General features: G+C 65.3%; 10 protein-coding genes and 1 pseudogene. 3 read left to right on the top strand and 8 right to left on the bottom strand.

What is annotated here, in order from left to right:
* The 6 genes and pseudogenes from DID98_RS36105 to DID98_RS32860 all read right to left on the bottom strand — a co-directional run.
* Nucleotides 1-508, bottom strand: a pseudogene (locus tag DID98_RS36105) (hypothetical protein); the annotation flags it as partial.
* 331 nt (nt 509-839) lie between these two features.
* A complete protein-coding gene (locus DID98_RS32880) occupies nt 840-1,856 on the bottom strand; it encodes a HoxN/HupN/NixA family nickel/cobalt transporter (RefSeq protein ID WP_260426328.1) in 1,017 nt (338 codons plus the stop codon).
* A gap of 177 nt (nt 1,857-2,033) precedes the next feature.
* The gene (gene fusA, locus DID98_RS32875) at nt 2,034-4,145 is read right to left on the bottom strand and encodes an elongation factor G (protein WP_044845578.1); all 2,112 of its coding nucleotides are present in this window, start codon (nt 4,143-4,145) and stop codon (nt 2,034-2,036) included.
* 223 nt (nt 4,146-4,368) lie between these two features.
* Nucleotides 4,369-4,869 carry a DUF192 domain-containing protein gene (locus DID98_RS32870; protein WP_044845579.1) on the bottom strand — a complete coding sequence of 167 codons (501 nt, stop codon included), beginning with the start codon at nt 4,867-4,869 and terminating at the stop codon, nt 4,369-4,371.
* 160 nt (nt 4,870-5,029) lie between these two features.
* Entirely contained in the window at nt 5,030-5,242 is a 213-nt protein-coding gene (locus DID98_RS32865; protein WP_072465376.1) for a hypothetical protein, read from the bottom strand.
* Nucleotides 5,243-5,531: 289 nt separating this feature from the next.
* Nucleotides 5,532-6,110: a pseudouridine synthase gene (locus DID98_RS32860; protein ID WP_124486986.1), complete on the bottom strand. Its 579-nt coding sequence runs from the start codon at nt 6,108-6,110 to the stop codon at nt 5,532-5,534.
* 275 nt (nt 6,111-6,385) lie between these two features.
* Between DID98_RS32860 and icd the strand changes: the two genes are divergently transcribed.
* Nucleotides 6,386-7,642 carry an NADP-dependent isocitrate dehydrogenase gene (gene icd / locus DID98_RS32855; protein ID WP_044845581.1) on the top strand — a complete coding sequence of 419 codons (1,257 nt, stop codon included), beginning with the start codon at nt 6,386-6,388 and terminating at the stop codon, nt 7,640-7,642.
* 279 nt (nt 7,643-7,921) lie between these two features.
* The gene (locus tag DID98_RS32850) at nt 7,922-10,150 is read left to right on the top strand and encodes an NADP-dependent isocitrate dehydrogenase (protein WP_044845582.1); all 2,229 of its coding nucleotides are present in this window, start codon (nt 7,922-7,924) and stop codon (nt 10,148-10,150) included.
* A gap of 129 nt (nt 10,151-10,279) precedes the next feature.
* Here DID98_RS32850 and DID98_RS32845 read toward each other — a convergent pair whose 3' ends face one another.
* A complete protein-coding gene (locus tag DID98_RS32845; protein WP_044845583.1) occupies nt 10,280-10,504 on the bottom strand; it encodes a hypothetical protein in 225 nt (74 codons plus the stop codon).
* A 690-nt stretch (nt 10,505-11,194) separates the two neighbouring features.
* On the opposite strand from DID98_RS32845, the gene DID98_RS32840 reads away from it, so the two are divergent.
* Complete coding sequence (locus DID98_RS32840; RefSeq protein WP_124572038.1) at nt 11,195-12,793, top strand: multicopper oxidase family protein; 1,599 nt, start codon at nt 11,195-11,197, stop codon at nt 12,791-12,793.
* Nucleotides 12,794-12,971: 178 nt separating this feature from the next.
* Here DID98_RS32840 and DID98_RS32835 read toward each other — a convergent pair whose 3' ends face one another.
* A complete protein-coding gene (locus tag DID98_RS32835; protein ID WP_004196460.1) occupies nt 12,972-13,175 on the bottom strand; it encodes a cold-shock protein in 204 nt (67 codons plus the stop codon).
* Between the last annotated feature and the right edge of the window lie 518 nt (nt 13,176-13,693).

Raw genomic sequence — 13,693 nt, 5'->3', positions numbered from 1 at the left:
CCCCGGAAGTACCGCCCCCGGAAGTACCACCCCCGGAAGTACCACCGCCCGAAGTACCACCGCCTGAGCCCCCGCTGCCGGCGGCATTGCCGCCGCGGCCGGTGCCCCCCGAGCCAACCGAGCCGTTCGTCCCGCCCGTTGTCCCGCCGACGCCTGCGGGGCCGACGGCGCCATTGCCGTTGTTTCCGCCGCTACCCGTGCTGGCGCTCCCGCTTCCGGTCGTTCCGCCGCTACCGAGGCCGCCATTTCCGCCATTGCCGCCGCCGGCATACACACGCACCGCACAAGCGGCCGGGTTGGCCGCACATGACGCAGCGTTTTCGGCCAAGATCATCACGGTGTCCGCGCTGGACGTGGCGTCAGGCGCCGCATTCTGCTCGATCTGGGCGGATGGGGTGGTGGAAGTGCCGTCACCCGGCAGCACGGTCACAGGAACGACGGTTGTCGTGTCCTGCGCGACGGCATACGAGCAGCAGCACGCAATCGCGGCTGCGGCCAGCAGGGTCATGCGATAGCACCGTCCCGTCGTGCGGGACAGTTGTTTCGTTCTGCTCATCATTGGCCTCCCGATGCGCGCGATGCCTCGACACGCGCGTTCATCAACGTGTGGAGCAGGGGACCAGCAACGATGCAGTGTCGTTTCGGCGGCCGACGTGTGTCCGGCCGGCGCCGGAGGCCAGCCGCGAGCACGAGTCGGCACGCGGGCCCGCCGTGCGAATCCCTAACTGCGAGATTCGTGCCACCGGCCGGCTATGCCCGCGGCGCAAGGCGCGCACGGAGTGCGCGACAGCGTGCGATACGTCGTCGTGAGCTTTTTGTTTCCGAACTGAAACGTCTGACTACGTCTGGCGCGCCGTCGTGTCGGCAGCGCGCGGCCAGCGATGGCAGAGGATCGACGCGATCCAGGCGACGAGAAAGAGTGCGACGATGCCGTAACCGATCGCGCCGAAGCGTTCCCCGAGTGCATCGAGCGCATCGCGTACGGGGCCCGTCAACGACAGCTTGTCGGCGAGCAGGCCGGCGGCCTCGATCCCGCCGATGGCCAGCGCGACGGCCGCCGACAGCAGCGTGATGCTCGCGTTGTAGAGCAGCTTGCGCCGCGGGTCGTCCATCGCCCATCCGTACGCATGCATCATCAGGACATTGTCGGTCGAGTCGATCAGCGTCATGCCGGCCGCGAACAGCGCGGGAAACAGCATGACCGTATAGAGCGGCAGCGCGTGGCTCGCCTGTGCGGCCGCGATCGCGAGCAGCGCGATTTCGGTTGCAGTATCGAAACCCAGGCCGAACAGCACCCCGGCCGGATACATGTGCCAGCTCTTCGACACGAAGCGGAACAGCGGGCGCAGCAGCCGACCGACGAGGCCGGCCGGAGGATGTGCATGCGCGGCGTCGTGCGCGTGATCGGGCGCGCCGCGATAGCGCCGCCACACGTCGCGCAGGATCACCAGGTTGATGCACGCGAGCACGAGCAGGAAGGTGGCCGACACGGCCGTGCCGATCGTGCCGCCGATCTCGCGGAATGCGTCGAAGCGGTCGCGCAGCGCGAACGCGCTCAGCGCGATGCCGAGCGTCGCGGCGATCACGATCGTCGAGTGGCCGAGCGAGAAGAACAGGCCGACCGTCACCGGACGCCGGCCGTCCTGCATCAGCTTGCGCGTCGCGACGTCGATCGCGGCGATGTGATCGGCGTCGACCGCATGACGCAGGCCGAGCCCGTACGCGATCGCCGCGGTGCCGAGCAGCAGCGGATGGTCGCGCAGCACCGCGAGTGCCCACAGCCAGACGGCGACGTTCGCGGCGATGAGGCCGGCATACAGCATCAGCAGGCGGCGCAGGGCAGGGCGGCGTGGCATCGGCAGGGTTCCGTCGGACGAATCGCGATGCATTGTGGCATGCGAAAAAAATGCCTGGCGTGCCGATCAAAAACGTCGCCGGCCGGTCGCATCGCTGCGTTCGACGGACGAAAAAAAGCCCGTCCGGAACCGGACGGGCTCGTACTTGCCGCGCAGCAGTGCGCAGGTGCGCCGCGCTTACTTCACTTTCGCGTTGATCACGGCTTCCGACACGTTCGCCGGCGTTTCCGCGTAGTGCTTGAACTCCATCGTGTACGTCGCACGGCCTTGCGTCGCCGAGCGCAGTGACGTCGAATAGCCGAACATTTCCGCGAGCGGCACCTCGGCGCGCACCAGCTTGCCGCCACCGCCCGCGATGTCTTCCATCCCCTGCACGATGCCGCGCCGGCTCGACAGATCGCCCATCACGTTGCCCATGAAGTCCTCGGGCGTCTCGACCTCGACGGCCATCATCGGCTCGAGCAGCACCGGCTTGGCCTTGCGCATCGCTTCCTTGAACGCCATCGAGCCGGCCATCCGGAACGCGTTTTCGTTCGAGTCGACGTCGTGGTACGAGCCGAACGTCAGGTGCACCTTCACGTCGACCACCGGGTAGCCCGCGAGTACGCCGCTCTTCAGCGTCTCGGTGATGCCCTTGTCGACGGCCGGGATGAATTCGCGCGGAATCACGCCGCCCTTGATCTCGTCGAGGAACTCGTAGCCCTTGCCGGGGTTCGGCTCCAGCGTGATCACCGCGTGCCCGTACTGGCCGCGCCCGCCCGACTGCTTGACGAACTTGCCCTCGACATCGGATGCCGTCGTGCGCACCGTTTCGCGATACGCGACCTGCGGCTTGCCGACCGTCGCCTCGACGCCGAACTCGCGCTTCATCCGGTCGACCAGGATTTCGAGGTGCAGCTCGCCCATCCCCGAAATGATCGTCTGGCCGGATTCCTCGTCGGTCTGCACGCGGAACGACGGATCTTCCTGCGCGAGACGGTTCAGCGCGAGGCCCATCTTCTCCTGGTCGGCCTTCGTCTTCGGCTCGACGGCCTGCGAGATCACCGGCTCCGGGAATTCCATCTTCTCGAGGATGATCGGCTTGGCCGGATCGCACAGCGTGTCGCCCGTCGTCGCTTCCTTCAGGCCCACTGCCGCCGCGATGTCGCCCGCGCGTACTTCCTTGATTTCCTTGCGCTCGTTCGCGTGCATCTGCAGGATCCGGCCGAGCCGCTCCTTCTTGTCCTTCGTCGCGTTCAGCACCGTGTCGCCCGATTCGACGACGCCCGAATACACGCGGAAGAAGATCAGCTGGCCGACGAACGGATCGGTCATGATCTTGAACGCGAGCGACGAGAACGGCTCGTCGTCGCTCGGGTGACGTTCGGCCGGCTTCTCCGGATCGTGGAAGTCGTGACCGAGGATGGCCGGCACGTCGACCGGCGACGGCAGGTAGTCGATCACCGCGTCGAGCATCGCCTGCACGCCCTTGTTCTTGAACGCGCTGCCGCACAGCATCGGCACGATCTCGTTGGCGATCGTGCGCTGGCGCAGCGCGGCCTTGATCTCGTCCTCGGTCAGCGATTCATGGTCGTGCAGGTACTTCTCGAGCAGTTCCTCGCTGGCTTCCGCGGCGGCCTCGACCATCTTCTCGCGCCATTCGTGCGCGAGCTCGACGAGATTCGCGGGGATGTCTTCGTACGTGAACTTCACGCCCTGGCTTTCGTCGTCCCAGACGATCGCCTTCATCTTCACGAGATCGACGACGCCCTGGAAATGATCTTCCGCGCCGATCGGAATCTGGATCGGCACGGCGACGCCCTTCAGGCGCTCGCCGATCTGGCGCTGCACGCGGAAGAAGTCCGCGCCGATGCGGTCCATCTTGTTGACGAACGCGATGCGCGGCACCTTGTACTTGTTCGCCTGGCGCCATACGGTTTCGGACTGCGGCTGCACGCCGCCGACCGAGTCGTAGACCATGCACGCGCCGTCGAGCACGCGCATCGAGCGCTCGACCTCGATCGTGAAGTCGACGTGCCCGGGCGTGTCGATGATGTTGATCCGGTGTTCGGGGTAGTTGCCGGCCATGCCTTTCCAGAAGGCTGTGGTCGCAGCCGACGTGATCGTGATGCCGCGTTCCTGCTCCTGCTCCATCCAGTCCATCGTGGCCGCGCCGTCGTGCACTTCACCGATCTTGTGGCTCACGCCGGTGTAAAACAGGATGCGCTCGGTCGTCGTGGTCTTGCCGGCATCGATGTGAGCGCTGATCCCGATATTGCGATAGCGCTCGATGGGGGTTTTGCGGGGCACGTGAACCTCCTGGTGGTTCGGATCGTAAGCGGGACGGCGGCGCCGGCCCGGGCTGAAACAAGCGAGATTTAAAGCATAGCGCTTGTCCGTGGCTTTTGCAGATGCGGGCAAGGTGCGCCGTATCAAGGCGGCCGCGGCCGCCGGCCGGCGAAAAAAAAGCCGGCGCCCAACAAGCAGGGCGGCCGGCTGCGGTCGATGCGCGGCGGTGCCGCGGCGATGGCGATTACTGCGCCTTGGGCAGCCCGTCGAGCTTCATGCCCGGCTTGATGCCTTTCGCCGCGAACCAGCCCTTGCTCATTTCGAGCGCATAGACACCGTTGTTGCGCGGGCAGTGGTTGTCGGTCGTCTCGGCCTTCATCTCGTCGATGTCGGTGATCGTGCCGTCCGCGCGGACGAACGCGATCGACAGCGGGATCAGCGTGTTCTTCATCCAGAAGCAGTGCACGGCGTTCTCGTTGAACACGAACAGCATGCCTTCGTTCGGCGCGAGCTGCGACCGGTACATCAGCCCCTGTTCGCGATCGGCGTCGTTCGCGGCGACGGCCGCGTCGATCACGTACATGCCGGCGCGCAGCTTCACGCGCGGGAACTCGCCCGGCTGCTTGGCGCCGGGCGGCATCTGGGCGTGGGCGGTCTGCATGCCGAGTGCGAGGACGGCGAGCGCGGCGGGAAACACGGCGGCGCGCGCAAGGCGGCCGAGCGACGGGCGCAGGGAGAATCGCACAGCAGGGCTCCTATCGGGAAAACGAGACCCGCATGGTACGCGAAGCGCGCCGGCGGGCACAAAAAAGAAAAAGGCAGATCGCCTCGCGGTGATCTGCCTTTCAACGCCGTAAGAACGGCAAGACTGCGTGTTCTTGACTGCGTTATTACAAACAGCTTGCTTAGTTCGAAGCAGCTGCCGGTGCTTCGGCTTCGCTAGCTGCCTTCTTAGCTGCGTGGTGCTTCTTCTTTGCGTGGTGCTTCTTGGCAGCGTGCTTTGCCGGTGCCGAAGCAGCTGCCGGAGCAGCAGCCGAAGCAGCTTCCGGAGCCGAAGCTTGTGCGAATGCTGCCGTTGCGAAGAGGCCAGCGACCAGAGCGGCGATCAGTTTGTTCATGTTGTGTTCCTCAGCTTTAGTTAATTAACCAAATGACCCGGCAATAGGAGTCATGTCGTCTAACGGTGCCATCCACCTTTCGGTTGACAGACGCTTCGAGAAATTTCTCTTTGCGCTGCGGGCGCCGAATCGTATTCGAAGAAAACGTCGCTTTCGTGACGCAAACACGGAAATACCGGTTCGGCTGCCAATGCCGGATAGCTAAGGTTGGCATCTGCGTGGTTTAACGCACGATCTTCGCCGGCGGTTGACGAAAAAGATGACGAAAAATTCGCGCGTCCCGAATTCGTCATTCGGTGCGTGCGAAACCGTCCCACGGGGCCCGCGGCGGCAGCGCGATTGTTTCGCCCGGTGCAATGCCGAGCGCGAATATGTCGAGCGCGCCGATGCCGACACGCACGAGACGCAAGGTCGGGAAGCCGATCGCGGCCGTCATCCGGCGCACCTGCCGGTTCTTGCCTTCGGTGATCGCGAGTTCGATCCACGTGGTCGGGATCGCGGCGCGATAGCGGATCGGCGGGTTGCGCGGCCACAGCGCCTCGGGCGGTTCGATGAATTCGGCGCGGCACGGGCGCGTCACGTAGTCGCCGAGATCGACGCCGCGCGCGAGTGCCTTCAGGTCGGCCGGTCCCGGCGCGCCGTCGACCTGCGCCCAATAGCGCTTGACGAGCTTGTGGCGCGGCTCGGCGATGCGCGCCTGCAGCGCGCCGTCGTCGGTGAGCAGCAGCAGGCCCTCGCTGTCCGCGTCGAGCCGGCCGGCCGGGTAGACGCCGGGCGTGGTTACCCAGTCGCCGAGCGACGGCCGCGTCTCGTGCGCGGAAAACTGGCAAATCGTGCCGAACGGCTTGTTGAGGGCGATCAGGGTCATGGCGGGGCGCCCGCCCGGCGTGCCGCGGGGCGGCGGGACGGGCGGTCTATGGCAAATGGCGGAATCTTAATGCATAATACGGAACGGCAAGTCCTCTGTCTTATATAAGACATAAGGGAAGACTTGATACGCAGCGTCGCGCTTCGTGCCGCCGGCCCCGGTTGGGGCGCTAGAATAGCGGCTCGCTGTTGCCGTCACGAAGGTGGCAAGGCCACCTCGCCGCGCGCGCAGTTTCGACCAGCATCACCTGCTCAGCCACGTCACTGGAGTCGATCATGCCGTATCAGCACATCAAGGTTCCGGAGGGCGGTGACAAGATCACCGTCAACAAGGACTTCTCGCTCAACGTTTCTGATCAGCCGATCATTCCCTACATCGAAGGCGACGGTACGGGCTTCGATATCACGCCGGTCATGATCAAGGTCGTCGACGCGGCGGTCGCGCATGCCTACAAGGGCAAGCGCAAGATCCACTGGATGGAGATCTTCGCGGGCGAGAAGGCGACCAAGGTGTACGGTCCGGACGTGTGGCTGCCGGACGAGACGCTGCAGGTGCTGAAGGAATACGTGGTGTCGATCAAGGGGCCGCTCACGACCCCGGTCGGCGGCGGCATCCGTTCGCTGAACGTCGCGCTGCGCCAGGAACTCGACCTCTACGTCTGCCTGCGCCCGGTCCAGTATTTCAAGGGTGTGCCGTCGCCGGTGCGCGAGCCGCAAAAGATCGACATGGTGATCTTCCGCGAGAACTCGGAAGACATCTACGCGGGCATCGAATGGGCCGCGGGCTCCGAGCAGGCGAAGAAGGTCATCAAGTTCCTGCAGGAAGAGATGGGCGTGAAGAAGATCCGCTTCCCGGAAACCTCGGGGATCGGCGTCAAGCCCGTGTCGACCGAAGGCACCGAGCGTCTCGTGCGCAAGGCGATCCAGTACGCGATCGACAACGATCGCAAGTCGGTCACGCTGGTGCACAAGGGCAACATCATGAAGTTCACGGAAGGCCTGTTCCGTGACGCCGGCTATGCGCTCGCGCAGAAGGAGTTCGGCGGCGAGCTGATCGACGGCGGCCCGTGGATGCGCGTGAAGAACCCGAAGACGGGCAACGAGATCGTCATCAAGGATTCGATCGCCGACGCGTTCCTGCAGCAGATCCTGCTGCGTCCGGCCGAATACGACGTGATCGCGACGCTGAACCTGAACGGCGACTACATCTCCGACGCACTGGCCGCGCAGGTCGGCGGCATCGGGATCGCGCCGGGCGCGAACCTGTCGGATTCGGTCGCGATGTTCGAGGCGACCCACGGCACGGCGCCGAAGTACGCGGGCAAGGATTACGTGAACCCCGGTTCCGAGATCCTGTCGGCGGAAATGATGCTGCGCCACCTCGGCTGGACGGAAGCGGCCGACACGATCATCGCCGCGATGGAGAAGTCGATCCTGCAGAAGCGCGTCACGTATGACTTCGCGCGTCTGATGGAAGGCGCGACGCAGGTGTCGTGCTCCGGCTTCGGCGAAGTGCTGATCGAGAACATGTAAGTCCCTTCCGGGGCAGGCCGGCGGACCGCCGGCCGCCCCGGCGCCTACTGCCGGCGCCGGGGCGTTTCATGAACGGCAGGTTTGTTGGCAGGGCGGTCCGGCATGCGGGCCGCGGCGCCGCGATGCGGCCCGGGTGCCCTGCAAGGTAGAACATGACGGCCCTCGCAACACCACCGCCCGGCTAGCCGGCACACCCCTTTCGCGATCGACCCGGTCGCTCCCCGCCGGTTACCGCCGGCGCTCCTCAGTCCCAAATTTTCACGTAGCAACGCATCGACCATGTCCACTTCGCCCAAGATCATCTACACCCTCACCGACGAAGCGCCCGCGCTCGCGACCTATTCGCTGCTGCCGATCGTCAAGGCCTTCACGCGCTCGTCGGGCGTCGCCGTCGAAACGCGCGACATCTCGCTCGCCGGCCGCATCATCGCGGCATTCGCCGACGTCCTGCCGCCGGAGCAGAAGGGTTCCGACGATCTGGCCGAACTGGGCCAGCTCACGCTGAAGCCGGAAGCGAACATCATCAAGCTGCCGAACATCAGCGCGTCGGTGCCGCAGCTCAAGGCCGCGATCGCCGAACTGCAGGCGCAGGGCTACAAGCTGCCGGCCTACCCGGAAGAGCCGTCGAGCGACGAAGAGAAGGCCGTCAAGGCCCGCTACGACAAGATCAAGGGCAGCGCGGTGAACCCGGTGCTGCGCGAAGGCAACTCCGACCGTCGCGCGCCGCTGTCGGTCAAGAACTACGCACGCAAGCACCCGCACAAGATGGGCGCATGGAAGGCCACGTCGAAGGCGCACGTCGCGCACATGACCGAAGGCGACTTCTACGGCAGCGAGAAGTCGGCGCTGATCGCCGATGCCGGCAGCGTGAAGATCGAACTCACGACGGCCGACGGCGTGAAGAAGGTGCTGAAGGAAAAGACGGCCGTGAAGGCCGGTGAAGTCATCGACGCCTCGGTGATGAGCCGCAAGGCGCTGCGCAGCTTCATCGAAGCGCAGATCGCCGACGCGAAGGCGCAGGACGTGCTGTTCTCGGTGCACCTGAAGGCGACCATGATGAAGGTCTCGGATCCGATCCTGTTCGGTCACTTCGTGTCGGTGTTCTACCGCGACGCGCTCGCGAAGCACGCGGACGTGCTGGCGCAGGCCGGCTTCAACCCGAACAACGGGATCGGCGACCTGTACGCGCGCCTGAAGGACCTGCCGGCCGACACGCGCGAAGCGATCGAAGCCGACGTCAAGGCCGAATACGCGGTGCGTCCGCGCCTCGCGATGGTCAACTCGGACAAGGGCATCACGAACCTGCACGTGCCGAGCGACGTGATCGTCGACGCATCGATGCCGGCGATGATCCGCGAGTCGGGCTGCATGTGGGGCCCGGACGGTGAACTGTACGACGCGAAGGCCGTGATTCCGGACCGCTGCTACGCGGGCGTCTACCAGGCCGTGATCGAGGACTGCAAGCAGCACGGCGCATTCGACCCCGTCACGATGGGCAGCGTGCCGAACGTCGGCCTGATGGCGCAGGCGGCCGAGGAATACGGTTCGCACGACAAGACGTTCCTGATCCCGGCCGACGGCGTCGTGCGCGTCACCGACGAAGCCGGCAACGTGCTGCTCGAGCATGCGGTCGAGTCGGGCGACGTCTGGCGCATGTGCCAGACCAAGGACGCACCGGTGCAGGACTGGGTCAAGCTCGCGGTCAACCGCGCCCGCGCGACCGGCGCGCCGGCCGTGTTCTGGCTCGATCCGGCACGTGCGCACGACGCGCAGATCATCGCGAAGGTCGAACGCTACCTGAAGGATCACGATACGAACGGCCTCGACATCCGCATCATGACGCCGGTGGACGCGACGCGTTTCTCGCTCGAGCGCATCCGCGCGGGCAAGGACACGATCTCGGTCACGGGCAACGTGCTGCGCGACTACCTGACCGACCTGTTCCCGATCATGGAACTCGGCACCAGCGCGAAGATGCTGTCGATCGTGCCGCTGATGGCCGGCGGCGGGATGTTCGAGACGGGCGCGGGCGGCTCGGCACCGAAGCACGTGCAGCAGTTCGTCGAGGAAGGCTTCCTGCGCTGGGATTCGCTCGGCGAATTCCTCGCGCTGGCCGCGTCGCTCGAACACCTCGGCAACGCTTACCAGAACCCGAAGGCGCTCGTGCTCGCGAAGACGCTCGACCAGGCGACCGGCAAGTTCCTGGACGAGAACAAGTCGCCGGCGCGCAAGGTCGGCGGCCTCGACAACCGCGGCAGCCACTTCTACCTGTGCCTGTACTGGGCGCAGGCGCTGGCCGAGCAGACCGAGGACGCCGCACTGAAGGCGCAATTCGAAGGCGTCGCGAAGTCGCTGTCCGACAGCGAAGCGCGCATCCTGGAAGAACTGTCGGCCGCGCAGGGCAAGGCACAGGCGATCGGCGGCTACTACCGTCCGAGCGTCGAGCTGACGAGCCAGGCGATGCGCCCGAGCGCAACGCTGAACGGCATCGTCGACGCAGTCGCCTGACGCCGGCCGCGCCACCGCGCGCGCCCTGGCAACGGCAGCAGCAGATGCGGCGGGCCTGGCGGCTCGCCGTCCCGCCGATAATGAAAACGCCCCGGTCACCCGGGGCGTTTTTCGTTGCAGGCGTGCCATTCAGACGTGAACGATTTCCCATTCGGCGATTTCGTGCGGCACTTCGAGCGTGGCCGTATCCAGTTCGGACGGCTGTTCGCAGTCGCCGCGGGAGATGTGGTCGGCTGCCACTTCCGGGCACGAGAACGCGCCGAGCGAGGCGTTGCCGAACGTCGCTTCCCAGCCGCCGTTTGCCGGCAGGATGTAGAACGACCCGAGCGCTGAACCAAAGCGAAATCCCTTCATTTCCGTTCTCCCTTTCTGATCACAAGCGATTCTGGTGTGCCGCCCGCCGGCGCGTCCGGCTGTGGCCCGACTGGCTGCTTGCGCCGGGTTCCGTATCGAACGTCGTGGCGAAGCGTCAGTGCATGGAACAAAGTCTACGTCCGCGAGCGCGCTCGATGGTGCGCGTAGAACGCTTTCTCGAAACAAAAATTCTCCTTTTAAAACAATGTGATATTTCGTGTGTTTTGTATTGCGGAATGATTTTTGGCATCGCGAAACAGCGAATTTGTGCCGTGCACCACGAATTTTTATAAAGCAGAGACTTGTTCCACATCGTGAAAAATCGAGGGGTTCAGGCAAAGAGGGCGCGCGACGCGTCGATGACGCGATGCGCAGCGGCAGCAAATGCCTTCGATCGGGCGTGACCAAAGCGGGGATGCAAGGCGTCGATCGCCCCGGCCGGCGTGAAGGCAGCGGGGCCCGCGGCGTCGTTCGATGAGCGAAAACGCGGCCCGCGCGGCGCGCGAATCGTCGGGCCGGCCGCGTCGTGCGGCGTATCGACGCTCGCGCGGTGTCGCGGCGTTTCGACCGAGTGCTGCGGTTATGATGACGCGGGCATCGGATTGCGCGTCGCACGGGCGCTTCCCCGTGCCGGCACGCGCGCAGGTCGCGACGGCCGCGCGATGCAGCACGAATAACGAGGAACGATTGATGATACGGAGAACCTTCCTGTCGCACGCCATCGGTGTCGCGGCCGCTTCGCTGTTTGCGCGCGCCGCATGGGCGCAGCATGCCGGTCACGCGGGCATGGCCGGCATGGATCAGATGGACGACATGCCGGGCATGTCGGGAATGGCGGACCACGCGCAGCACGCGAAGCCGGCGCCGGCCGCGCTCGCCGCGGCCGATGCCCTGCCGGCCGGCACGCCGCTCGCGTCGCTGCGCATCCTGGCAAACGAAAGCCGCGAACCCGGCACGTTCCGCGCGACGCTGGTCGCGCAGCCGGTCGCGCGTGCGATGCTGCACGGAGCGCGTCCGACGACGTTCTGGCAGTTCGGCGCCGGCACGCAAGGGCCTGTTGTCGGCCCGCTGATCGACGTGCGCGAGGGCGACACGGTCGAGATCCGCTTCGTGAACAAGCTGCCGCAACCGTCGACGATCCACTGGCACGGGCTGCCGGTGCCGCCCGACCAGGACGGCAATCCGTCCGATCCGGTCGCGCCGGGCGCGTCGCATGTGTACCGCTTCACGCTGCCGAAGGGCAGCGCCGGCACCTACTGGTATCACCCCCATCCGCACATGATGACGGCCGAACAGGTATTCCGCGGGCTTGCGGGGCCCTTCATCGTGCGCGCCGCCGACGACCCGCTCGCAGGCTGGCCCGAGCGCAACCTGTTCGTGTCCGACCTGAAGCTCGCGCGCGACGGCACGATCCCGCCGAACGACATGATGGACTGGATGAACGGCCGCGAAGGCCAGTTCGTACTGGTCAACGGGGCGCGCCGGCCGCGGATCGACGTCGCGGGCGACGAGCGCTGGCGCGTGTGGAACGCATGCAGCGCGCGCTACCTGCGCGTCGCGTTCGACGACGGCCGCGCGTTCGAGCAGGTCGGTACCGACGGCGGGTTGTTCGATGCGCCGCGCCGCGTGACGTCGCTGCTGCTCGCGCCGGGCGAGCGTGCGGAACTGCTGGTGCGCGCCGGCGACCGCGCGTCACGCGCGGTGCTGCAGGCGGCCGAATACGACCGCCGCAAGATGGCAATGTCGCACGACGGCGGCCACGGCAGCCTGCCGCCGGATCCGGCGCTGGCGCTCGCCGATGTCGCGTTCTCGCCTGCAGCGGCGCGCGCGCTGCCCGCGACGCTGCGCAGGGTGCCCGCGCTCGGTGAGCCGGTCGCGCAGAAGACGATCGAGTTCGGCGAAAAGATGGACATGGACGCGATGATGAAAGGGCCGGCACACGGCCGCCCGGCGGGCATGCGCTTCATGATCAACGGTGCGACCTACGCGCCGCATCGCGCGACGCTGACCAGCCGCCGCGGCGACGTCGAGCGCTGGACCCTGCGCAACGCCACCGACATGGATCACCCGTTCCACTTGCATGGCACGCAATTCCAGGTGATCGAGCGCGCGTCGGACGGCACGCGCACGAGCGAACCGTTCCGCGCATGGCGCGATACCGTCAACGTGCGCAGCGGCGAGACCGTGACGCTACTCGTCACGCAAGACATGCCCGGCGAGCGCATGTTTCATTGCCACATTCTCGAACACGAGGATCTCGGCATGATGGGCACGCTGAAGGTCGTGTAACGGATATCGAATATGTTTCACGCGCATGACGGCATTCGATCTGCGCGTGCAACAAGACAATACGTGTTCGATTATCGGGATTGAACGAAAAGGCCGGCCAATCGAATTAACGAGTGGCCGGCCTGAAAAAAAAGAAACCCGGCGCAATGCCGGGTTTCTTCGTCTGATATCCGGTGCCTTACGCGGCCTGGATGTTCGACGCTTGCTTGCCCTTCGGCCCTTGAACGACCTCGAAGCTCACCTTCTGGCCTTCCTTCAGGGTCTTGAAGCCCTGCATGTTGATGGCCGAGAAGTGCGCAAACAGATCTTCACCGCCCTCGTCGGGAGTGATGAAACCGAAGCCCTTCGCGTCGTTGAACCACTTAACGATACCAGTTGCCATTTCCTACTTCCCCTGTCACACAGTCGCTGCTACTTACCACGAGCACGCTCGAAAAGCTAAACGACCGGAAAATACAGCCGTTCCCCCCTCACAAGCTCACCTTCGGCCTCTTTCATTTCGCCAACTGGCGAGTTGAAAAAAGTGCCAGCTTGATTGTTGGCGCTCTTTATTTGAGTGTCAAGGGGAATTTTTAGACGTTTAGAGGGACGTTGTAAAGAACCCATTTTCAGGGTTTTTCCGGCTTTGCTTTGCAGCATCCCGTCGAGCGCGCGGACTTGAAAAGACGCATAATCGGCTCATATACCAGGCTCGAGTGACACGCGATCGAGTCGTCCCGGCTTGTGGGATACTGGACGCGGATGCGACGTCCGGTGCAGTTTCCCCCTGACGGTTCGTGTTCCTCGCCACGCGTGAAAGCCGGCACCGCAGCCGGCTTTCGTATGGTGCGAAGACGATCGCGGGTCGTCGGGAACCAGGGAGGGCACCGGCCGGTCGGTCGGGTAACGGCAGGATTGCGG

It is taken from the genome of Burkholderia sp. Bp8984 (assembly GCF_003853755.1).
Taxonomy (GTDB): Bacteria; Pseudomonadota; Gammaproteobacteria; order Burkholderiales; family Burkholderiaceae; genus Burkholderia.
The sequence above is the reverse complement of the archived record's forward strand: the minus strand, read 5'-3'. Positions and strand labels throughout refer to the sequence as shown.